Origin of the sequence: Leclercia tamurae (assembly GCF_025566055.1) — a bacterium.
GTDB lineage: Bacteria > Pseudomonadota > Gammaproteobacteria > Enterobacterales > Enterobacteriaceae > Enterobacter > Enterobacter tamurae.
On sequence record NZ_JAMHKS010000076.1, the window covers coordinates 48,498 to 69,355 of the forward strand.

The following is a 20,858-nucleotide window of genomic DNA, read 5'->3' on the forward strand; positions in this document are numbered from 1 at the left end:
AGCGCGTCCGAAGACGCGCTTTTTTATTCGTGGCCGAAGCCGTTACTTCAGGTAATCGCCGCTACGCAGCGCTTCGATACGCTTGTCCAGCGGTGGGTGAGACATGAACAGTTCGCTCAGCGATTTCGATTTACCGTTGATGCAGAACGCCATCATGCTGGAAGCCTCCTGCGGCTCATAGCTGGTTTTCAGACGCTGCAGCGCGGCAATCATCTTCTCGCGGCCCACCAGTTTGGCAGAGCCCGCATCCGCATGGAACTCACGGTGACGGGAGAACCACATGGTGATAATGCTCGCCAGGATACCAAACACCAGTTCCAGCACCATTGAGACCGCAAAGTAGATCAGCGGGTTGCCGTTACTTGCTTCGCCTTCCTCACGATCCCCGCCCATAAAGCCTGCGGCAATCTGCGCGATAATACGTGAGATAAAGATAACGAAGGTGTTCACCACGCCCTGCACCAGGGTCATGGTCACCATATCGCCGTTAGCAATGTGGCTGATCTCATGGGCAATAACCGCCTCGGCTTCGTCGCGGCTCATGTTTTGCAACAGGCCGGTACTGACCGCAACCAGAGAGGCGTCGCGACGCGCGCCGGTAGCAAAAGCGTTGATATCCGGAGCGTGATAAATCGCCACCTGTGGCATCTTAATGCCCGCCTGGCGAGACTGATTCGCCACGGTGGTCATCAGCCAGTGTTCCATATCGTTACGCGGTTGTTCAATAACCTCGCCACCCACGGACTTGAGCGCCATCCACTTGGACATCAGCAGCGAGACAAATGAGCCACCAAAACCAAACAGCAGCGCCATGATCAGCAAGCCCTGAATGCTGCTCGACTGAATTCCTGTCAGGCTAAGTACCAGCCCGAACACCACCATCACCGCAAGGTTGGTGAGCAGGAAGAGCCCGATTCGCATCATAATATTCTTTTAACCTCGATTTAACAAAACGCACTATGCGATTACCCACATCGTATGGGTATTCAGCGTATTTTCAAGCGTTGGACGGGCGTAAGTCACCAGAAAGACACAACTTTACATAATGAAATGACTGGCTGACGGCAGAATGCTGTTAACAAAAAAACAGGCACAATTTCTTGTGCCTGTCTGGGGGATTATTTCGCCGGGGCGGGGTTTCCGGCAGGATGGTCTTTTTCCAGTTGCGCCAGGTCAATGGCGATCTTCACCGTCTCATCAAGATACGGATCGGGCTCCTGGTAATCCTTCGGCAGGTCATCCAGTTTTTTCAGAAGTGGTTTACCTTCACGTTTGAAGCGGTCGTTAATCCGCGCCAGACGTGTTGCATCATCCTCTTCGTTCTCCTTAAGACGCTGAGCGTAGTTCAGAGAGACGATATTGCGTTTCGCTTTCAGGGCATTGAAACGGGCAATATCCTTCATGATGTACTGGAACTCAGGATCTTTGGCGATGCGTTCGTCGTGCTGTTTCAACAGCGCCGGACCAAACTGGGTAATATCGCCCGACTTCACGTAGGTGGCAGCGTTGACGCTATCCCACGGCAACGCGTTATCTTCGAACTTCTCACCCGTTTCCGTCTCTTCGGTCCCGGTCGGCATGATGATATCCGGGGTGACGCCTTTACGCTGGGTACTGCCGCCATTCACGCGATAGAACTTCTGAATGGTGTACTGCACCGAGCCCAGCGCCGGCCATTCCGGGCGCAGCATCTGATCGTAAATGCGGTTCAGGGAACGATACTGCTGCACCGTACCTTTACCAAAGGTCGGTTCGCCAACCACCAGAGCACGATTGTAATCCTGCATCGCGGCGGCAAAGATTTCGGATGCCGAGGCGCTGAAGCGATCGACCAGCACCACCAGTGGACCTTTATAGTAAACAACACCATCGGTATCGGCATCTTCACGCACTTTACCGTTGTTGTCGCGTACCTGCACCACCGGACCGGACGGGATAAACAGACCCGAAAGCGAAACCGCTTCGGTCAGGGCGCCGCCGCCGTTGGTACGCAGATCGATAATCACGCTCTTAACGTTTTGTTTTTCCAGCTTCTGCAGCTGAACCTTGACGTCATCCGTCAGGCCAACGTAGAAACCAGGGATATCCAGCACGCCGACCTTGTCTTTACCCACGGTTTTCACCGTCATTTTCACCGCGCGATCTTCCAGACGGATACGCTCGCGGGTCAGGGTAACGATTCGGGTCTTGGTGCCTTTACCGGCAGGCAGAATTTCCAGACGGACTTTACTGCCTTTCGGCCCTTTGATCAGGGCAACCACATCATCCAGACGCCAGCCGATGACATCGACCATCGTCTGGCCTACCTGACCAACGCCAACAATGCGATCGCCGACGCTTATCGCCTTGCTCTTGGCGGCCGGGCCCCCGGCAACCATGGAGTTAATCACGGTGTAATCGTCATCCATCTGCAGCACCGCGCCGATCCCTTCAAGGGAGAGGCTCATTTCGGTGTTGAACTGCTCGGTATTGCGTGGAGAGAGATAGTTGGTGTGCGGATCGATTTCGTGCGCGAAGGCGGTCATCGCCAGCGAGAACACATCTTCACTGTTGGTCTGCGCCAGGCGACGAATGGCAAATTTATAGCGGCGGGTCAGCGTTTCGCGGATCTCTTTCTCATCTTTACCGGTGAGTTTGAGGCTCAGCTCGTCGTATTTGACTTTGCTGTCCCACAGCGCATTCAGCTCGGCTTCATCTTTCGGCCACGGCGACTTACTGCGATCAAGATTAAAGGTGTCGTTACCCGTGAAGTCCATCGGACGTTCAAGCACCTTAAGCGCGTACTGATAGCGCTCGAAGCGGCGTTTCTGCGACAGGTTATACAGGTCGTAGAACAGGTCCAGCTTGCCGCTGCGTAACTCGTCGCCCACCTCAGACTGCTTTTTGGCAAACTGTTCGACATCGCTGGCCAGCAGGACGTTATGACTGTAGTCCAGCAGGTTCAGATAGCGGTCGAAAATTTTTGTCGAAAAAGCCTGGTCGAGGTCGAACTGACGATAGTGCGAACGGGTGAAGCGCGATGTGACGCGCTCACTGACCGTTGCGTGCTGGGTCTCTTCCTTTAATACCGGAATTTGATCGACACGCGTAATCTCGTCCACAGCGAAGGCGTGGCCTGTTATTGCAAACAGGCCAGCCAGCGCGGTGAGCTTAAAAAATGTGTTCATGCCGGGCCTGGCCTCCGTTTTAGAACAACAAGTGTTCTGCGCGTACAATCATTGACAGACCAGAAGTCAGCTGTACACGAACGCCATCTTTGGTGATTTCCAGTACGGTGGCATCCATAGCATTGTTACCCGCTTTCACCTTCAGAGACTGACCCACGCTCAGGGCGTTAATGTCAGAAACTGGGGTGTGGCGTGGCTCTTCACGAGGCGCACGCGGGGCTTTTGCCGCCGGTTGCTCAGCACGTGGCTTACGCTCGGTGTTCTCTTTGCGACGCGGTGCAGGACGTGGCTTGCGATCGCGGCGAGGCGCTTCTTCTTCGCCATTGGCCGCGGCAGCTTCGCGTTTTTTCGCCTGCTGTTCAGCACGCTGGGCCTGAACGCGCGCTTTGGCTTCTTCGAGCTGCTTACGGGCGTGCTCTACGTGCTGCTCATCCAGCACACCGCAAGGGTTGCCGTCGAGATCGACACGTGTCGCGCCTGCTTTGATACCGTACAGGTAACGCCAGCTCGAAGTATAAAGACGTAAGGCGGAGCGGAGTTGGGTTTTGCTGAGGTTCATCTCACCTTCAACACGCTCTACCAGATCCTGAAAAATACCAATTTTCAGGGGACGAGCTTCGCCTTCGGCACTAAAACATTGTGGAAAACGTTCGGCCAAAAACGCGATAACTTCTTTACTGCTATTCAACTTAGGTTGATTTTCCATGAAATTTCCTGATTACAACGGACGTTGCCGACAAGCCGCAGGCATGAACAGGCGTCATTATAATGACGCCATCGCTAAATGCTACGTTATCCGTTGATTATCCTGCGACGCTCGCAAAGAATTTATGATAATCGGTGGCGGCGAGAACGTTTTCAAGGTTCGCCACCAGCTCGCGCAGCCCCTGCTCATCCTCGCGGGTAAAGCGATTAAAGACCGTGCTGTCGATATCCAGTACACCAATAATCTGATTATTCACTTTCAGAGGAAGTACGATTTCAGCATTGCTGGCGCTGTCGCAGGCTATATGCCCGTCGAACGCGTGGACGTCATCAACACGCTGCACTTGGTCCTGCGCGACCGCGGTGCCACACACGCCGCGCCCAACCGGAATGCGTACGCAGGCCAGTTTGCCCTGGAAAGGTCCCAGTACCAGCGTCTCGCCTTCCAGCAGATAAAAACCGGCCCAGTTCACATCAGACAGACGTTCGAAAAGTAACGCGCTGGTATTCGCCAGGGTGGCTAAAAAACTGGTTTCACCGGCCATCAATGCCTGAAAGTCACGGTTCAAATCCGCGTAGAATTCTGTTTTGCTCATTATTCAATCACTTGGTTGTCTTACAAAATTACAGCATAGCCTATTAAAATAAGCTTTATTTACGCTCATGCTCAAGATGAATCCATTCATGAGTTAAGATAACTATTAACTATCCTTTTTTAGCGCGACCGATGGCTCTTAAAACACCGAAAATAACACCGGCGAAGAAGATAACTGTGCATGCGGTCGGCGATGCGCTGCCTCGTGCACATTATCAGCGTTGTCCCCAATGCGATACGCTTTTTACGTTGCCAAAGATGAAATCACACCAAAGTGCTTTCTGCCCGCGCTGCGACGCAAAAATCCGCGATGGTCGTGACTGGTCCCTGACGCGGCTGGCCGCGATGGCCGTCACCATGATGCTGCTAATGCCCTTCGCCTGGAGCGAACCGCTGCTCAGTTTGCACCTGTTAGGGGTGCGCATCGACGCCAACCTGCTGCAGGGAATCTGGCAAATGACCCAACAGGGCGATCCGCTGACCGCCTCGATGGTGCTGTTTTGTACCGTTGGCGCGCCGGTGGTGCTGGTGGCCGCTATTGCCTACCTGTGGTTGGGCAATATTCTGGGGATGAACCTGCGCCCGGTACTGCTGATGCTCGAGAGGCTCAAGGAGTGGGTGATGCTCGATATCTACCTGGTGGGGATCGTCGTCGCCTCGATCAAAGTGCAGGATTATGCCTGGTTGCAGCCGGGAAGCGGCCTGTTTGCCTTTATCGCGCTGGTGATCCTGAGCATTCTGACCATGATTCACCTGAACGTGGAGCAGCTCTGGGAGCGGTTTTATCCCCAGCGCCCCGCCACCCGCTACAATACCGATTTACGGGTCTGTCTGGGCTGTCATTATACCGGGCTGCCTGACGGGCGCGGCCGCTGCCCGCGCTGCCATATTCCGCTGCGCCTGCGCCGCCACAACAGCCTGCAAAAATGCTGGGCGGCGCTGATCGCCTCGCTGGTATTGCTGTTGCCGGCCAACCTGCTGCCCATCTCGGTGATTTACGTCAACGGGGCGCGCCAGGAAGATACCATTATGTCGGGCATCGTCTCGCTGGCGCAGAGCAACATCGCCGTCGCGGCCGTGGTGTTCATCGCCAGTATTCTGGTGCCCTTTACCAAAGTCATCGTGATGCTTACTTTGCTGATCAGTATTCATTTCAAATGTGAACAGGGGCTGAGAACCCGCATACTGCTGTTGCGTTTCGTTACCTGGATTGGCCGCTGGTCAATGCTGGATCTGTTTGTTATTTCGTTGATGATGTCGCTGATCAATCGCGATCAGCTCCTTGCTTTTACTATGGGACCCGCAGCGCTCTATTTTGGCACTGCGGTGATATTGACTATTCTTGCAGTGGAATGGCTGGATAGCCGCTTACTTTGGGATGCACATGAGTCAGGAAACGCCAGCTTCGCCGACTGAAGCGCGAGTTAAAACAAAACGTCGTATTTCGCCTTTCTGGTTACTGCCGGTTATCGCTCTGATGATCGCCGGCTGGTTAATCTGGACCAGTTATGAAGATCGCGGCAATACCATTACCATTGATTTCCAGAGCGCCGATGGCATCGTTGCGGGCCGTACGCCCGTGCGTTTCCAGGGGGTTGAGGTGGGCACCGTTCAGGATATCTCCCTGGACAAGAACCTGAATAAAATTGAGGTTCGTGCCAGCATCAAGTCCGATATGAAGGATGCCCTGAGGGAAGAGACGCAGTTCTGGCTGGTGACGCCGAAAGCTTCGCTGGCAGGGGTCTCCGGGCTGGATGCGCTGGTCGGCGGTAACTATATCGGCATGATGCCGGGCAAAGGTGAGCCGCAGGATCACTTTACCGCCCTGGATACGCAGCCGAAATACCGGCTCAACAACGGCGATCTGATGATTCATCTGCACGCGCCGGATCTGGGTTCCCTGAACAGCGGGTCGCTGGTCTATTTCCGCAAGATCCCCGTCGGTCGCGTCTATGACTACGCCATCACCCCCAATAAACAGGGGGTGACCATCGACGTGCTGATTGAACGCCGCTTCACCTCGCTGGTGAAAAAAGGCAGCCGCTTCTGGAATGTCTCCGGCGTTGATGCCGACCTCAGCCTGAGCGGGGCCAAAGTGAAGCTGGAAAGCCTCGCGGCGCTGGTGAATGGCGCCATCGCCTTCGATTCCCCGGAGGGATCCGAGCCTGCCACCCAGGAAGATGATTTCGGCTTATACAAAGATCTGGCCCACAGCCAGCGCGGCGTGATCGTCAAGCTGACCCTGCCCTCTGCGGATGGTCTGAAAGCTGACTCCACTCCGCTGATGTACCAGGGGCTCCAGGTGGGGCAGCTCACCAAAATGACGCTCAACCCGGGTGGTCTGGTGACCGGTGAAATGACCGTTGACCCGAGCGTGGTGGATCTGCTGCGGGAAAAAACGCGCATCGAAATGCGTAGTCCTAAACTGTCCCTCAGCAACCCGAGCGTCAGCAGCCTGCTCACCGGCAGTACCTTTGAGCTGATCCCCGGCGGCGGCGAACCGGTTAACCAGTTTGTCATCGCCCCAGCCGATAAGGCGCTGTTACAAAAACCCGGCGTACTGACCGTGACCCTCAGCGCCCCGGAAAGCTACGGTATCGACGCCGGTCAGCCGCTGATCCTGCACGGCGTGCAGATTGGACAGGTGCTTGAGCGATCGTTAACCAGCAAAGGGGTCACCTTCGAGGTGGCAATTGACCCGGAGTATCGCGAACTGGTGCATGGCGACAGTAAATTCGTGGTCAACAGTCGGGTGGATGTCAAAGTCGGGCTCGACGGCGTTGAGTTCCTGGCGGCCAGCGCCAGCGAGTGGATCAGCGGCGGGATCCGTATCCTGCCCGGTGAGAAAGGCGCCATGCGCGACAGCTATCCGCTGTATGCCAACCTGGACAAAGCCCTGGAAAACAGCCTGAGCGATCTGCCGACCACCACCCTCACGCTGGTGGCCGATACCCTGCCGGACGTACAGGCGGGCTCGGTAGTGCTGTATCGCAAATTCGAAGTGGGTGAAGTGATCCTGGTCCGCCCGCGCGCCAATGCCTTTGATATCGAACTGCATATCAAACCGGAATACCGCAAGCTGCTCACCAGCAACAGCGTGTTCTGGGCCGAAGGCGGGGCCAAAGTGCAGCTCAACGGCAGCGGGCTGACGGTGCAGGCCTCCCCGCTCTCCCGCGCCCTGCGCGGTGCCATCAGCTTTGATAACCTGAGCGGCGCCAGCGCCAGCCAGCGCAAGGGTGACAAGCGGATCCTCTATCCGTCTGAAACCGCTGCGCGCGCGGTGGGCAGCCAGATCACCCTGCACGCCTTTGACGCGGGCAAGCTCGCAGAAGGGATGCCGGTGCGCTACCTGGGGATTGATATCGGTCAGGTCCAGAGCCTGAAGCTGATTACCGCCCGCAACGAAGTGCAGGCCACGGCGGTGCTATACCCGGAATATGTCGATAACTTTGCCCGCGCCGGGACGCGTTTCTCAGTGGTCACCCCGCAGATTTCTGCCGCGGGTGTTGAGCATCTGGATACCATCCTCCAGCCCTATATCAACGTCGAGCCGGGACAGGGCAAGTCGCGCCGTGACTTTGAGCTGCAGGAAGCGACCATCACCGATTCACGCTATCTCGATGGCCTGAGCATCGTGGTGGAAGTCCCGGATGCGGCATCGCTCGATATCGGTACGCCGGTGCTGTTCCGCGGAATGGAAGTGGGTACGGTTACCGGCCTGACGCTGGGGACCCTCTCCGACCGGGTGATGGTAGCCCTGCGCATCAGCGATCGTTATCAGCATCTGGTGCGTAACAACTCGGTCTTCTGGCTGGCCTCCGGCTACTCGCTCGATTTCGGCCTGACCGGCGGCGTGGTGAAAACCGGGACCTTTAATCAGTTTATCCGTGGGGGGATCGCCTTCGCGACGCCGCCGGGTACGCCGCTGGCGCCGAAATCTCAACCCGGCAAGCACTTCCTGCTGCAGGAGAGCGAGCCGAAAGAGTGGCGCAACTGGGGAACCGCCCTGCCACGTTAATGCCTGCGCTCCGGTGCAACCCACCGGAGCCTTTATGGTACACTGCGCGCCTCTTTTACTCCCTGTGGTGCGCTCGTGTCTCAACGTCCCGTCTATCTGCCAGATGAATTTCTGGCGCAAATGCGCCAGGCTCTGCCTGACCCTCTCGCTCTCGATGCGTTTATCGCTGCCTGCCAGCGGCCGCTGCGCCGCAGCCTGCGCGTCAACACCCTGAAAATCAGCGTGGCGGATTTCCTCACGCTTGTTGCCCCGTACGGCTGGCAACTCACCCCGGTTCCGTGGTGCGAAGAGGGATTCTGGATCGACCGTGACGACGAAGAAGCCCTGCCGCTGGGCAGCACGGCCGAGCACCTGAGCGGGCTGTTTTATATTCAGGAAGCCAGCTCCATGCTGCCGGTTGCCGCGCTGTTCGCCGACGACAACGCACCCGCCCGGGTGATGGACGTGGCGGCAGCCCCTGGCTCCAAAACGACCCAAATCGCTGCGCGGATGAATAATCAGGGGGCGATCCTCGCCAATGAGTTCTCCGCCAGCCGCGTCAAAGTGCTGCATGCCAACATCAGCCGCTGCGGGATCAGCAACGTGGCGTTAACCCATTTTGATGGCCGCGTGTTCGGTGCCGCCCTGCCGGAAGCTTTTGATGCGATCCTGCTGGACGCTCCCTGCTCCGGCGAAGGGGTGGTACGCAAAGATCCCGACGCACTGAAGAACTGGTCCGTCGCCAGCAATCTGGAGATCGCCGCCACCCAGCGTGAGCTGATCGACAGCGCTTTCCATGCCCTGCGCCCCGGCGGCACCCTGGTCTACTCCACCTGCACCCTGAACCGCGACGAGAACGAAGCGGTCTGTTTGTGGTTACAGGAACAGTATCCCGACGCCGTAGAGTTCCTGCCGCTAAATGACCTGTTCGCCAGCGCCGGTGAATGCGTTACCCCGGAAGGCTTCCTGCACGTCTTCCCGCATATCTACGACTGCGAAGGCTTCTTCGTGGCACGGTTGCGTAAAACCGCCGCTATCGCGCCGCTGCCGGTACCGAAATTTAAGGTCGGCAACTTCCCGTTCACGCCGCTCAAAACCCGTGAAGCCGGGCAGATCACCGCTGCGGCAAATCTGGCGGGTCTGCAGTGGGGCGATAATCTGCGCCTGTGGCAACGTGACAAAGAGGTGTGGTTATTCCCGACCGGGATTGAGCCGCTGATCGGTAAAGTGCGCTTCTCCCGCCTCGGCATTCGGCTGGCCGAAACCCACAACAAAGGTTACCGCTGGCAGCATGAAGCGGTGATCGCCCTGGCTGGCAAGGACAACACCTTTGCCTTAACCCAGCAAGAAGCCGAAGAGTGGTATCGCGGCCGTGATGTCTGGCCGCAGGAGAGTCCTGCCGGGGATGATGCAGTGGTGACGTATCAGGGTTTTCCCATCGGGCTGGCGAAAAAAGTGGGCTCGCGTCTGAAAAACAGTTACCCACGCGAATTGGTTCGCGACGGTCGTCTGTTTACCGGTAACGGCGACGCGAGCTAAAAAAAGGCACTTTTTTACTGGCGCTTTTGCTCTCCATTGACCAGGCTGAAAAGTGGGCGACCATACTGGTCGTACCAGACTACAGTAAGTTTATGGAGAGCATTATGACGAAAACCAATGTGCGCATTGGCGCATTCGAAATCGATGATGCCGAGTTAAACGGCGATACGCAGGGCGAGCGAACGTTAACCATCCCCTGCAAGTCCGATCCCGATCTGTGCATGCAGCTCGACGCCTGGGATGCAGACACCAGCGTCCCGGCTCTCCTCGATGGCGAACACTCCGTGCTATACCGCGAGCATTACGATCACCAGTCCGATGCCTGGATCATGCGCCTTGCATGATTCAGAGAGAACCCGCCCGCAGGCGGGTTATTTGTCTGTCTTTTTCCCCCTTCCCTGAATCATCCCCTACAATATTAATACGATAGTGAATGCTGAGGGGCATGATGTACGCACTGGTGCTGTTTATCTGTTATCTGGACGCGGGTTGCGAAGACCTGGTCGTGGACGTTTACCGTACCGAAATCCAGTGTGAGGCTTCGATGGACGATCAGCGGATCCGCCATGGTGGGTGCTATCCGGTAGAGGATTTTATCGATGGCTTCTGGCGTCCAGCGCAGGAGTATTCCGACCTCTAATCACTGCAGCTGCGCCAGGGTCAACGACCCGCCAAACACCGCTCCGGTGTCGATATAGTGCAGGTTCTGGCAATCAAACCGCTTACTTAGCGGCGTATGGCCAAACCAGAAGTGATCGGCTCCGGCAATTCCCTCCTCATGGCCGTTCATTAAGTCCCGCAGGCGGTCCCGGTTCCACAAAATGGGTTGCTTCGCGACCGGTTTATCCCAGTCATACTGCGATGACGGGTAATCGGCATGGGCAATCACGTTCACGCCGTTAGCGCAGGTGATTTCGATAATCCACGGCAGCGTTTCGCAGCGCCTGAACAGATCCACAGCCTGCTGTCGCTGTTCGCCCTTTAATTCGGCAAACCAGACACCACCGTTCATTAACCACAGCCCAAAGCTCTTATTATGCAGGGCATCCAGCGCCATCTGCTCATGATTGCCGCGCACCGCATAAAACCAGTTTTCATTTAATAACTGCAGGCATTTCACGCTGTCCGGCCCGCGATCGATCAGATCGCCGACACAAATAAGTAAATCCTCATACGGATTAAGATGTCGCTGCTTTATTTCCTCCATAAGCAGTTGATAACAGCCGTGAAGATCGCTTACCACCCAGACGTGTCGCCAGTTGTGACCATCAAGTTTTAGATACATAGCGCCTCCTCAGGATCAGTATAGTCCCTGCGGAATGAACCACTGAGGCGGCAAGAAGGCGTGCGGTTTAATAACCTCAATCGATATTAAACGAAGCGGAAATAAAGGCTTAGCAACGGTTAAATCATTATCCGATGACCTTTAAGATAATCGCAGAATTATAAAGAGGCCTTCATCGTGTCAAATACTATCCTGCCTGCTGAGGTGCCATACGCGCACCGTTCTTCCGTTATTCTCGCGCTGGCGAAAGGCGATCTTACACCCGGGCCGCTGTGGCAGAAACGCGATTACCGGCTGAAATTCTTCCTGCGTACCCTGCTGTTCTGGTCTTCGACCACCCGTATGCTGGAGACGATCGCCCGCCGGGATGATTTTTCAACCCTGCTGAAGGCGCAGCCGACGCTACCGGTGAAAACCCAGCGCCAGTATCTTACTCGCGGGCTGTCGGCCGGTGAACGCGCCGGGGCGATCCTGCACCACTACGCCTGGATTGATGCCCTGCCGGATAGCGGCCTGGCTCACCTCTTTACCAGCCCGACGCCGCTTCCGCTGCTGCAGTTCGCCACCAAAGAGGAGGCCAGCTATACGATCTATGCCACCTCCGCGGTGAAGGCCGAGCGCGAGGGTGAAACCACGCTCTGGTTACGTGCCGGGGATAATACCCTGCTGGCGAGCCTGACCTTCAGCGTGATCGCGGAAAACGGGCGCAGCGCGCTGGTGATTGGTGGCCTGCAGGGGCCACGCCGGGATGTCGGCCGGGAGACGATCAAAAACGCTACCCGCGCCTGTTATGGCCTGTTTCCTAAACGTATCCTGCTGGAAGCCGTTTTCAATCTGGCGAAGCAGTCAGGTATCAGCGCCCTATACGGCGTCAGCGATGAGGGCCATGTCTTTCGCGCCCTGCGGTACCGGCTGAGTAAAGGCCGTCATCTGCACGCCAGCTACGATGAGTTCTGGGCCTCACTGGGTGCCAGGCAGGACAATGCCTTCCGCTGGGCGCTGCCATCCGGTATGGAGCGCAAATCGCTGGAGAGCATCGCCAGTAAGAAACGCGCCGAATATCGCCGTCGTTTTCAGCTGCTGGATGAGATTGAACAGGCTATCCACGCCCGGTTTTACGGCTAATAGCTGCTTTCATCAGTAACAGGCAAAAATTTAACACAAGCGCTAAAAAGCGCTGGACTTCCGCCGGGCGTAGTGTGGTATGGTTTAAGGAATAAAAGAGGATGTTGCCCAACTGTTAAAGTCCGCAACAGGAAAATGCGTTTACTTTCAACAGATAAAAAGAGACCGAATACGATTCCTGTATTCGGTCCAGGGAAATGGCTCTTGGGAGAGAGCCGTGCGCTAAAAGTTGGCATTAATGCAGGCTAAGTCGCCTTGCACTTTAAGAATAGATGACGACGCCAGGTTTTCCAGTCCGCAGCAAAAGTGGCCTGAAAAAAAGCGTTAGCCTGTCCTTAAACACAAAAACCGCAATGCTTCCGAAGAGAAGCCTGCGGTTTTTTTATTGGAAACGGAAAGCTAGCAGAGCGTATTGGCGCGCTCGATGAACGGCGCCAGACTCTTTTTCTGTCCTGGGTTGGCCGGGTCATCAACCTGGATAATCGCGATCGGCTGGCCTTTGCTTGTACCGCTGTCGACCTGCTGCTGCGCTACGTCATTCAGCGGATACTGCACCAGGGTACTCGGGTTGATGGCATACAGGGCATGACCCGGACGGCAGGTCAGCATCACCTCTTCCCGGTTAAACGCCCATTTGTCTTTACCCACTTCAAAGCGGCTAACGGTGATCACCTGCGGTGCTGCCAGCGCCGTGCCGGAACAGGCCAGCAATAAAAGAGAAAGTACGGTTTTTTTCATTGTGTTCCACCTCGTCAGAAGGGTTCCCAGGTCGCGAACAGGCTGACTGCCGCCAGAACCAGCGCCCCCAGCACAACCTCAGTCTGCGTCATCCTGATAAAATAACGTTGCTCACGTCCGTCGCCGGAACGAAATCGCGGCACCAGAACATACCGATTCACCAGGGCAATTACCACCATCATTGCCACCAGCGCACATTTCAACAACAGCAGTCGTCCCCATTCTGAGTGCCACGGCAGCGCCCAGCCCTGGATCAGCAGGGTATTGATCGCCCCGGTGAGTAAGACCCCGGCGACGGCAAGATGACCGTAGCGCGAGAAGCGCATCATGGTGAGGATAGCGGCCTCCCGCCAGCGCCCGCGCGACAGACGCAGGCAAAACAGCAGCGGCATTAAGCCCCCCAGCCAGACAGCGGCACACAGCAGATGCAGGGCATGATTACTGCGCTGCACCCTGCCCAGAATGCCCTCATGCATCGCCGCATGCCCGGTTCCCGCCAGCAGGATAAACTGTGCGGCGGTAAACAACAGTAGCAGGGGCGCGGCTTTGCGGGGTTCCAGCCAGGCAATCCACACGGTAACGAAGGCCAGCAGCATCTGCCAGAGCCAGACCCGACCAAACTGCGTGGTCAGCACCGCTTGCCAGATGCTCGGGCTGATAACATCCTGCCAGCCATTGCCCATCATCCCACCCTGCAGCGCCAGCATGATCAGGGCTGAGAGCAGACCGATAAGTGCGATCGCTTTTTGCCGACGACGAAAGCGCCGCGTCAGTAAACGCCGCAGGGAGAGAGGCGCCAGCCAGGCGCTGTACAGGGCGTTGCCGAACAGCAGCATCAGGGCGGAAAAATGGACAAAGCGCAGCGTAACGTAGCAGAACGCCAGCATTTACTTCACGCTAAAACGGTAGCTACCCTGGGTTTTATGACCATCCACGGAGACCACGTGCCAGTCCACCTGGTAAGTGCCGGCCGTCAGGGATGACGCCATCGGCACGATTAGCTGGGTCGGATCTTTTTCGTTGCGTTTTACCGCTCCGGTTTCAACGGGCTGCTGTTTATCATCCTTGACGGAAACGCCGCTAAACCGCGGTTCGATCCCCTCGGAGAAGTTAAGCGTCAGTGCCTGCGGCGCCGCGTCCACGGCAGCATCGGCCGCGGGGTACTGATGCTTTAAATGGGCATGGGCAAAGACAACCGGGGTTGTTAGCGTCGTCAGCAACAGAGTCAGCGTGCAGACAGCACGGGAAAGGCGCATCGCCATCACATACATTCCTTTTTGTTATGCCTGATTGTCAGAGGATAACTCTGTATAATGTTCCAGTCGAGGATCATCCTGCCCGGGCTTGTCAATACGCCGCCGTTTGGGTAACGTTGGCCCGCAAATGAAGGAGACGGTTATGAAGATTAATCTCGCCACCCTCCCCCAGGAGGAGATGGACAAAGTGAATGTGGATTTAGCTGCTGCGGGGGTGGCATTTAAAGAGCGCTACAATATGCCGGTTATCGCTGAGGTGGTAGAGCGGGAACAACCGGCGCATCTGCGCGACTGGTTTCGCCAGCGCCTGATTGCGCATCGATTGACCTCTGTGACCCTTTCGCGTCTGCCGTGGGAGCCGAAAGTTAAATAACCTTACGCCGGGTTACAGTTCCTTACACAGATTATGCCAGGATACAAAGCCCTGATTCATTCAGGGGCTTTATGAATCTCTGCGACTCCGTGCATAAGGAAATCACGATGTCTCACTGGACTATTGCGGCTGCTCAGTACCAGCCGACCCATCATTGCGTGAACGACCACGTATCACACCATCTACGTTTTATCACCGCCGCCGCACACCAGCAGTGCAATTTGCTGCTCTTTCCGGAACTCTCGTTAACCGGCCCGGTCTTACCAGACAGCCAACTCCCTGCCCCACCCGCTCACCAGCAGATCGCGCCGCTGCACGAGGCTGCCCAGGCGTGTAACGTCTCGGTGATTGCCGGGATCACGGTGGAAGATAACGGCAAGCGTCAGCGTGGGCTGGCGTGGCTGAGCCCGGATCAGCCGCAGGCCATTTTCTACCCGCATGGCGCAGGTGCCTGTCTGGAGAGCCGACACAGCGGCCTCTCCCTTGTCGATGCCCACGCCGAGCCGCCCAATATCACCCCCAACGCCACGCTGTTTACCCGCGGCATGGCGGTGAGTGAAGCGGAAAGGCCCGCCTCATTTACGCAGTGGCAGCGTTTTGCCCACCGCTATGGGATTGCGGTTCTGGTGGCGAATCACGACGGCGGTAGCGCCCTGTGGGATGCCCGGGGGCAGTTAATCCTTCGCGCCGATTCCGGAGAGGTGTTATTAACGGGTCGGTATGTGGAGCAGAGTTGGCAAGGCGAGATCATTCCATTACGCTAAACCTTTTACGGCCAGGAGAGAGCCATGCTACGTGTCATCGACACCGAAACCTGCGATCTGCAGGGAGGGATTGTGGAAGTGGCGTCTGTCGATGTTGTAAACGGGCAGATCGTCAATCCATGCAGCCATCTGGTGCGTCCGGATCGCCCTATTAGCCCGCAGGCGATGGCTATTCACCGCATCACCGAGGCGATGGTGGCCGACAAACCCTGGATTGAAGAGGTGATCCCGCATTACCACGGCAGCCAGTGGTATGTGGCCCATAACGCCAGCTTCGATCGCCGCGTTCTGCCCGAGATGCCGGGAGAATGGATCTGTACCATGAAGCTGGCCCGGCGCGTATGGCCGGGCATCAAATACAGCAACATGGCGCTCTATAAGTCGCGCAAACTCAGCGTCAGAACGCCGGAAGGGTTACATCATCACCGCGCCCTGTACGACTGCTATATTACCGCCGCGTTGCTGATTGATATCATGAATACCACCGGCTGGACCCCGGATGAGATGGCCGACATCACCGGACGACCGGCGCTGCTGACCACCTTTACCTTCGGTAAATACCGCGGGAAACCGGTGGCAGAAGTGGCAGATAAAGATCCGGGCTATCTGCGCTGGCTGTATAACAACCTCGACAGAATGAGCCCCGAGCTGCGTCTGACGTTAAAGCACTATCTGGGCGGATCCTGATCCGCCTCGCCGGACCGGCTGGTCAATGTCTCCTGCGCCAGGCCGACAATAAACGCATACTCCAGCGCCACCCCTTCATAGGATTTAAAGCGCCCGGATTTCCCGCCGTGCCCGGCATCCATGTCGGTGCAAAGCAGCAGTAAATTATCGTCAGTCTTCATTTCACGCAGTTTAGCCACCCACTTTGCGGGCTCCCAGTATTGCACCTGGGAGTCATGCAAGCCGGTGGTAACCAGCATATGCGGGTAGGCTTTCGCCTCGACGTTATCGTAGGGGCTGTAGCCTTTCATGTAACGGTAGTAGGTCGCATCCTGCGGGTTGCCCCACTCCTCGTACTCCCCGATGGTCAGCGGGATGGATTCATCCAGCATGGTGGTCAGCACATCGACAAACGGCACCTGCGCCACCACGCCTTTAAACAACCCCGGACGCTCATTAATTACGGTGCCCATCAGCATGCCGCCCGCGCTGCCTCCCATCGCGAAGCACTGTTTCCTGTCGCCATAGCCCAGCTCGAGCAGCCCATCGCAGACATCGAGATAGTCGTTGAAGGTGTTTTTCTTTTTCAGGAATTTGCCGTCTTCATACCACTTCTGCCCCAGCTCGCCGCCGCCGCGGATATGGGCGATAGCGAAGACAAAACCCCGGTCGAGCAGGCTTAAGCGGCTGCTGCTGAAATCGGCATCGATGCTGGAGCCATACGAGCCGTAGCCGTAAATGAGGATCGGGTTTTTGCCCTTGCGGAAATGGTGCTTATGGTAGACCAGCGAGACCGGGACTTCGGTGCCGTCCCGGGCCACAATCCAGACGTGTTCGCTGCGGTAGAGTTCAGCGTTAAAGCCTTTGACCTCAGCCTGCTTCAGCACCTTGCGCTGCCCGGTATCCATATCCAGTTCGAACAGGGTGTCCGGCGTGGTCATGGAGGAGTAGCCGTAGCGCAGGCGCGATGTTTCCGGCTCGGGGTTATAGCCGATCCAGGTGACGTAGGCGGGATCGTCGAAGGCGATACCGATCACCTCCCGGGTTTTGCGATTGATCTGCCGCAGGCTGGTCAGCCCGCGCTGGCGCTCTTCCACCACCAGCCAGTCGGTAAACAGGGTAAAGCCTTCGAGCATCACCTGATCCCGGGGTGGGATCAGCACTTCCCATTTACGTTCATCACGCACTTTAGTTTTGTAGAGGCCAAAGTTTTTGCCCTCCCGGTTGGAGCGCAAATAGAAGGTGTGCTGGAAGTGGTCGAGGCTGTACTCGTGATCCTTCCGCCGCGGCATAAAGCACAGGGGCTGAGCGTCAGGCAGCTCGGCATCCAGCAGCAACACCTCGGTCGTCGTGGCGCTGGCGAGGAAGATAATGACGTAGTGTTTCGAGGTGGTCTTATGCAGGCTGACGTAAAAGGTTTCGTCTTTCTCCTCATAGACCAGCTCGTCGCTGGTGGACGCGGTGCCTACCGTATGCCGCCAGACCTGAAAGGGGTGCAGCGTGGTGGCATGCTTTTTAATGTAGTAGACCGTCTCCGAGTCGTTGGCCCAGATAAAATCGGGGGAGACGTTATCGAGCATCTCGGGATACCAGTTCCCGGACTCCAGGTTGCGGAATCGGAGTCCATACTGCCGTCGGGAGAGATAATCTTCGGCCAGCGCCATAATGGCGTTATCCGGCGAAACCGCCATGCCGCCCAGGGTATAAAACTCGCTGTGCGAGGCCCGCTGGTTGGCATCCAGCAGCGTTTCCCACTCTTCCCACTCGGCGCAGAGCACCGACTGGCGCTGATAGATGGCGTACTCGTTCCCGGGCTCATAGATGTGCCGGTATCGATAGCCATTACGACTCCAGGGCGCTGAGACATCACGCTGCGGGACGCGCTCAACCATTTCGTTGAGCAGACGGTCCTGCAGCGCCTGCTGCGTCGACATGACCCTCCGGCCATAGTCATTTTCATCGTGGAGGTAGTCCAGTACCTCCGGCTGTGAGCGGGTATCGTCGCGCAACCAGTAATAGTTGTCGATACGCGTGTCACCGTGCGCGGTGAGCGCGTGCGGTATGCGTTGGGCTTTAGGTGGCATGTCAGTATGATTCTTTTACGATTTACACCCTATAAGGTTGGCAAAACATGCGCACGATGCAAGCGAAACGGGATACCCGGGGGTAAAAAGTTAGCCGGGGAGCGCCTGTTTTTGCTGGCGAATATCCTGCTCAATCCCCTCGCGGACGTCAGCCGGAATTTTCAGTGCATCCCCCAGCGCATTGAGATAACTGCGCTCCATAAAGTGATCGATATCGATCGCCGCGCAGCTCAGGAAATAGAGCTCCAGCGCTTCCTCTTCATTTTTGATCCCCTGCGCCAGACGCTGTGGATCAAGGGGCTGCTCGATGGCCTGCGCCACCAGCGCCCTGCCCTGCTCCTCCACGCCCGCTTCCCGCAGCTGCTGCTCAATGGCGGCACGCTCCTGATCGTCAATGTGGCCGTCACTCTTCGCCGCAAAGACCAGGGCCAGGATCAGCCTTTCGCTGCGCACATCCAGCGCCGAGGCCTGCTGACCAAACTGCGGTTCGCCCTGATGGGCGCTACGCACGCTGTCCTTATACTTGTTCCACAGCACGGAGCCCGCAATCGCGCCACCGCCAGCCAGCAGGGCGCCGGTGCCGTATTTCGCCAGCAATTTACGCGAGGATTTATTCGCCACCAGCAGCCCGGCGAGGCCGCCAAGCGCCCCGGGTGCCAGCATTTTGCTCAGCCCTTCGCCCGAGGATGACCCCGTTTTCTGCCCCAGCATAGACTGTAATTGATTCAACCAGTTTGACATGATTTCCCTCACTTAACGGTGGATGAATTTCACAGCCTAAGTGAGGGGATGTCAGGAAATGTCTACGCTGACAAAAGAAGCGAAAATTCACCTCTTCGACGCGAGATACTGCGCACTGCCCGCTTTGCAGTCGACCTTCACCTGATAATGAATATCGGTGTTTTTCCCGCGTACCGTCAGCGGCACGGTCCAGCGGTCTTTTTCACCCTTCACCTCCTTCGGGTTGATCCACGCCACCGGGTCGGCCATCCCCAGCGTCTTTTGATCGTCTGCCCAGCGCACGATGCGGTTTTGCAGATAATCCCGCTTCACGCTGGCGGCCATGCCCTCGGCATTCTGACCTTCGCAGGTCGGAAACTTCACGGTTTTCTCATCGGCGGCCTGCGCCGTCAGGCTGGCACCCAGCAGCGCCAGCGCCATCACTACCCCTGTTTTGTTCATCATGTTCTCCTGTATTGGCTCCCCAAAAGCATGGTCCAAAACGGCCGCGATGCAAATAACCGCCTGTCATCCCGATGGATTTCCGCGAGGCAAGACAGACGCAAACGTTTTCGTTTATACTGCGCGCAACTTTTTAAGGGGGATGATTATGACTCGTTTAGGAACTGCGCTGCGACCGGCAGCGACGCGCGTAATGTTGCTCGGCTCCGGTGAACTGGGCAAAGAGGTGGCCATCGAGTGCCAGCGTTTAGGCATTGAAGTGATCGCCGTCGACCGCTATGCCGATGCCCCGGCCATGCACGTCGCCCATCGCTCGCATGTGATTAATATGCTGGATGGCGATGCCCTGCGCGCCGTGATTGCCGCAGAGAAACCGCATTTCGTGGTGCCGGAAATCGAAGCCATCGCCACCGATACCCTGCTGGCGCTGGAAGCCGAAGGGCAGCGCGTGGTGCCCTGTGCCCGCGCCGCGAAGCTGACCATGAACCGGGAAGGCATTCGCCGCCTGGCGGCGGAAGAGCTGGCCCTGCCTACCTCCCGCTACCGTTTTGCCGACAGCAAGAGCGATTTTCTGCAGGCGGTGAACGAGATTGGCTACCCGTGCATCATTAAGCCGGTGATGAGCTCCTCCGGCAAAGGACAGAGCTTTGTGCGCAGCGCCGACCAGCTGGATCAGGCCTGGGATTACGCCCAACAGGGGGGCCGCGCCGGTGCCGGACGGGTGATTGTTGAGGGCGTGGTGCAGTTTGATTTTGAGATCACCCTCCTGACCGTCAGCGCCGTTGATGGGGTGCACTTCTGCGATCCTATTGGCCATCGTCAGGAAGATGGCGACTACCGTGAATCCTGGCAGCCGCAGCAGATGAGCCCGCTGGCCCGCGCACGCGCCGAGGAGATCTCCCGCAAAGTGGTGCTGGCCCTGGGCGGCCATGGGCTGTTTGGCGTCGAGCTGTTCGTCTGCGGCGATGAGGTGATCTTCAGCGAAGTCTCCCCGCGTCCGCACGATACCGGCATGGTGACCCTAATCTCGCAGGATCTCTCCGAGTTTGCCCTGCACGTCCGTGCCTTCCTCGGCCTGCCGGTCGGCGGCGTGCGTCAGTATGGTCCTGCGGCATCAGCGGTGATCTTGCCCCAGTTGACCAGCCAGAACGTCACCTTTGATAACGTCGATGCGGCAGTGGGCGCGGGCCTGCAGCTGCGTCTGTTCGGTAAACCGAAAATCGAAGGATCGCGTCGCTTAGGCGTGGCGCTGGCGACGGGCGAAGACGTGGAATCCGCGATAGAGCGTGCCAAACAGGCCGCCGCCAGCGTGCAGGTCGCAGGATAAAAAAAACGGGCCAAATGGCCCGTTTTTTATCAGCGTAGGCCGGGTAAGGCGAAGC

Annotated in this window: 21 protein-coding genes; 10 read left to right on the plus strand and 11 right to left on the minus strand. The window is 57.2% G+C overall.

From position 1 onward, the window contains the following. Nucleotides 1–42: 42 nt before the first annotated feature. The 4 genes from htpX to M8318_RS16415 form a co-directional block, all read right to left on the minus strand. A complete protein-coding gene (gene htpX / locus M8318_RS16400) occupies nucleotides 43–924 on the minus strand; it encodes a protease HtpX (protein WP_106993298.1) in 882 nt (293 codons plus the stop codon). Nucleotides 925–1,118: 194 nt separating this feature from the next. Continuing rightward, nucleotides 1,119–3,167, minus strand: a complete 2,049-nt coding sequence (prc, locus tag M8318_RS16405; protein WP_106993299.1) for a carboxy terminal-processing peptidase — start codon at nucleotides 3,165–3,167, stop codon at nucleotides 1,119–1,121. Nucleotides 3,168–3,186: 19 nt separating this feature from the next. Next, nucleotides 3,187–3,873, minus strand: a complete 687-nt coding sequence (gene proQ, locus M8318_RS16410; RefSeq protein ID WP_106993300.1) for an RNA chaperone ProQ — start codon at nucleotides 3,871–3,873, stop codon at nucleotides 3,187–3,189. Nucleotides 3,874–3,970: 97 nt separating this feature from the next. Then, entirely contained in the window at nucleotides 3,971–4,468 is a 498-nt protein-coding gene (locus M8318_RS16415; RefSeq protein WP_106993301.1) for a GAF domain-containing protein, read from the minus strand. A gap of 131 nt (nucleotides 4,469–4,599) precedes the next feature. On the opposite strand from M8318_RS16415, the gene yebS reads away from it, so the two are divergent. The 5 genes from yebS (at nucleotide 4,600) to M8318_RS16440 (ending at nucleotide 10,643) form a co-directional block, all read left to right on the plus strand. Continuing rightward, nucleotides 4,600–5,883 (plus strand): membrane integrity lipid transport subunit YebS, encoded by a 1,284-nt coding sequence (gene yebS, locus M8318_RS16420; RefSeq protein WP_166182775.1) that lies wholly within the window; start codon nucleotides 4,600–4,602, stop codon nucleotides 5,881–5,883. Then, the gene (locus M8318_RS16425) at nucleotides 5,852–8,485 is read left to right on the plus strand and encodes a PqiB family protein (RefSeq protein WP_262663553.1); all 2,634 of its coding nucleotides are present in this window, start codon (nucleotides 5,852–5,854) and stop codon (nucleotides 8,483–8,485) included. The genes yebS and M8318_RS16425 overlap by 32 nt, the downstream gene beginning before the upstream one ends. A gap of 75 nt (nucleotides 8,486–8,560) precedes the next feature. Further along, complete coding sequence (gene rsmF, locus M8318_RS16430; RefSeq protein WP_262663554.1) at nucleotides 8,561–10,003, plus strand: 16S rRNA (cytosine(1407)-C(5))-methyltransferase RsmF; 1,443 nt, start codon at nucleotides 8,561–8,563, stop codon at nucleotides 10,001–10,003. Between the two features lie 104 nt (nucleotides 10,004–10,107). Continuing rightward, the gene (locus M8318_RS16435; protein ID WP_106993305.1) at nucleotides 10,108–10,347 is read left to right on the plus strand and encodes a YebV family protein; all 240 of its coding nucleotides are present in this window, start codon (nucleotides 10,108–10,110) and stop codon (nucleotides 10,345–10,347) included. A 104-nt stretch (nucleotides 10,348–10,451) separates the two neighbouring features. Beyond that, on the plus strand, nucleotides 10,452–10,643 hold the full coding sequence (locus M8318_RS16440; protein ID WP_106993306.1) for a YdfD/YebW family protein: 192 nt from the start codon (nucleotides 10,452–10,454) through the stop codon (nucleotides 10,641–10,643). On the opposite strand, the gene pphA is transcribed toward M8318_RS16440, so the two are convergent. Continuing rightward, a complete protein-coding gene (gene pphA, locus M8318_RS16445; protein WP_262663555.1) occupies nucleotides 10,644–11,288 on the minus strand; it encodes a protein-serine/threonine phosphatase in 645 nt (214 codons plus the stop codon). A 177-nt stretch (nucleotides 11,289–11,465) separates the two neighbouring features. On the opposite strand from pphA, the gene M8318_RS16450 reads away from it, so the two are divergent. Beyond that, the gene (locus M8318_RS16450; protein WP_262663556.1) at nucleotides 11,466–12,413 is read left to right on the plus strand and encodes a VirK/YbjX family protein; all 948 of its coding nucleotides are present in this window, start codon (nucleotides 11,466–11,468) and stop codon (nucleotides 12,411–12,413) included. A gap of 399 nt (nucleotides 12,414–12,812) precedes the next feature. Here the strand turns inward: M8318_RS16450 and M8318_RS16455 are convergent, their stop codons facing one another. From M8318_RS16455 to yobA, 3 genes are read right to left on the minus strand one after another with little or no spacing between them, the layout of a single operon-like run. Next, entirely contained in the window at nucleotides 12,813–13,151 is a 339-nt protein-coding gene (locus tag M8318_RS16455; protein ID WP_225758544.1) for a YebY family protein, read from the minus strand. Nucleotides 13,152–13,165: 14 nt separating this feature from the next. Beyond that, nucleotides 13,166–14,038, minus strand: coding sequence for a copper homeostasis membrane protein CopD (copD, locus tag M8318_RS16460; protein WP_262663557.1), 873 nt, complete (start codon nucleotides 14,036–14,038; stop codon nucleotides 13,166–13,168). Further along, entirely contained in the window at nucleotides 14,039–14,413 is a 375-nt protein-coding gene (yobA, locus tag M8318_RS16465; RefSeq protein WP_106993311.1) for a CopC domain-containing protein YobA, read from the minus strand. Between the two features lie 136 nt (nucleotides 14,414–14,549). Here yobA and M8318_RS16470 point away from each other — a divergent pair, with 136 nt between their 5' ends. The 3 genes from M8318_RS16470 to exoX all read left to right on the plus strand — a co-directional run bounded on the left by M8318_RS16470 (nucleotide 14,550) and on the right by exoX (nucleotide 16,231). Beyond that, nucleotides 14,550–14,780, plus strand: coding sequence for a DNA polymerase III subunit theta (locus M8318_RS16470; RefSeq protein WP_032611906.1), 231 nt, complete (start codon nucleotides 14,550–14,552; stop codon nucleotides 14,778–14,780). A gap of 107 nt (nucleotides 14,781–14,887) precedes the next feature. Next, nucleotides 14,888–15,544: a carbon-nitrogen hydrolase family protein gene (locus M8318_RS16475; RefSeq protein ID WP_262663558.1), complete on the plus strand. Its 657-nt coding sequence runs from the start codon at nucleotides 14,888–14,890 to the stop codon at nucleotides 15,542–15,544. A 24-nt stretch (nucleotides 15,545–15,568) separates the two neighbouring features. After that, the gene (gene exoX, locus M8318_RS16480; protein WP_106993313.1) at nucleotides 15,569–16,231 is read left to right on the plus strand and encodes an exodeoxyribonuclease X; all 663 of its coding nucleotides are present in this window, start codon (nucleotides 15,569–15,571) and stop codon (nucleotides 16,229–16,231) included. Here the strand turns inward: exoX and ptrB are convergent. The 3 genes from ptrB to yebF form a co-directional block, all read right to left on the minus strand. Next, nucleotides 16,213–18,294, minus strand: coding sequence for an oligopeptidase B (ptrB, locus tag M8318_RS16485; protein WP_262663559.1), 2,082 nt, complete (start codon nucleotides 18,292–18,294; stop codon nucleotides 16,213–16,215). The two genes, exoX and ptrB, sit on opposite strands and share 19 nt — an antisense overlap. A 90-nt stretch (nucleotides 18,295–18,384) precedes the next feature. Beyond that, on the minus strand, nucleotides 18,385–19,035 hold the full coding sequence (locus M8318_RS16490; RefSeq protein ID WP_262663560.1) for a tellurite resistance TerB family protein: 651 nt from the start codon (nucleotides 19,033–19,035) through the stop codon (nucleotides 18,385–18,387). Between the two features lie 87 nt (nucleotides 19,036–19,122). Further along, complete coding sequence (gene yebF / locus M8318_RS16495) at nucleotides 19,123–19,476, minus strand: protein YebF (protein WP_262663796.1); 354 nt, start codon at nucleotides 19,474–19,476, stop codon at nucleotides 19,123–19,125. Nucleotides 19,477–19,624: 148 nt separating this feature from the next. Between yebF and purT the strand changes: the two genes are divergently transcribed. Then, nucleotides 19,625–20,803, plus strand: a complete 1,179-nt coding sequence (purT, locus tag M8318_RS16500; RefSeq protein ID WP_262663561.1) for a formate-dependent phosphoribosylglycinamide formyltransferase — start codon at nucleotides 19,625–19,627, stop codon at nucleotides 20,801–20,803. The last annotated feature ends 55 nt before the right edge of the window (nucleotides 20,804–20,858 follow it).

Bases quoted from the DNA above. Each gene is read 5' to 3' on its own strand.
- htpX (WP_106993298.1), bottom strand. From the start codon at position 924: ATGATGCGAATCGGGCTCTTCCTGCTCACCAACCTTGCGGTGATGGTG.
- prc (WP_106993299.1), bottom strand. From the start codon at position 3,167: ATGAACACATTTTTTAAGCTCACCGCGCTGGCTGGCCTGTTTGCAATA.
- proQ (WP_106993300.1), bottom strand. From the start codon at position 3,873: ATGGAAAATCAACCTAAGTTGAATAGCAGTAAAGAAGTTATCGCGTTT.
- M8318_RS16415 (WP_106993301.1), bottom strand. From the start codon at position 4,468: ATGAGCAAAACAGAATTCTACGCGGATTTGAACCGTGACTTTCAGGCA.
- yebS (WP_166182775.1), top strand. From the start codon at position 4,600: ATGGCTCTTAAAACACCGAAAATAACACCGGCGAAGAAGATAACTGTG.
- M8318_RS16425 (WP_262663553.1), top strand. From the start codon at position 5,852: ATGAGTCAGGAAACGCCAGCTTCGCCGACTGAAGCGCGAGTTAAAACA.
- M8318_RS16435 (WP_106993305.1), top strand. From the start codon at position 10,108: ATGACGAAAACCAATGTGCGCATTGGCGCATTCGAAATCGATGATGCC.
- M8318_RS16440 (WP_106993306.1), top strand. From the start codon at position 10,452: ATGTACGCACTGGTGCTGTTTATCTGTTATCTGGACGCGGGTTGCGAA.
- pphA (WP_262663555.1), bottom strand. From the start codon at position 11,288: ATGTATCTAAAACTTGATGGTCACAACTGGCGACACGTCTGGGTGGTA.
- M8318_RS16455 (WP_225758544.1), bottom strand. From the start codon at position 13,151: ATGAAAAAAACCGTACTTTCTCTTTTATTGCTGGCCTGTTCCGGCACG.
- copD (WP_262663557.1), bottom strand. From the start codon at position 14,038: ATGCTGGCGTTCTGCTACGTTACGCTGCGCTTTGTCCATTTTTCCGCC.
- yobA (WP_106993311.1), bottom strand. From the start codon at position 14,413: ATGGCGATGCGCCTTTCCCGTGCTGTCTGCACGCTGACTCTGTTGCTG.
- M8318_RS16470 (WP_032611906.1), top strand. From the start codon at position 14,550: ATGAAGATTAATCTCGCCACCCTCCCCCAGGAGGAGATGGACAAAGTG.
- M8318_RS16475 (WP_262663558.1), top strand. From the start codon at position 14,888: ATGTCTCACTGGACTATTGCGGCTGCTCAGTACCAGCCGACCCATCAT.
- exoX (WP_106993313.1), top strand. From the start codon at position 15,569: ATGCTACGTGTCATCGACACCGAAACCTGCGATCTGCAGGGAGGGATT.
- ptrB (WP_262663559.1), bottom strand. From the start codon at position 18,294: ATGCCACCTAAAGCCCAACGCATACCGCACGCGCTCACCGCGCACGGT.
- M8318_RS16490 (WP_262663560.1), bottom strand. From the start codon at position 19,035: ATGTCAAACTGGTTGAATCAATTACAGTCTATGCTGGGGCAGAAAACG.
- yebF (WP_262663796.1), bottom strand. From the start codon at position 19,476: ATGAACAAAACAGGGGTAGTGATGGCGCTGGCGCTGCTGGGTGCCAGC.
- purT (WP_262663561.1), top strand. From the start codon at position 19,625: ATGACTCGTTTAGGAACTGCGCTGCGACCGGCAGCGACGCGCGTAATG.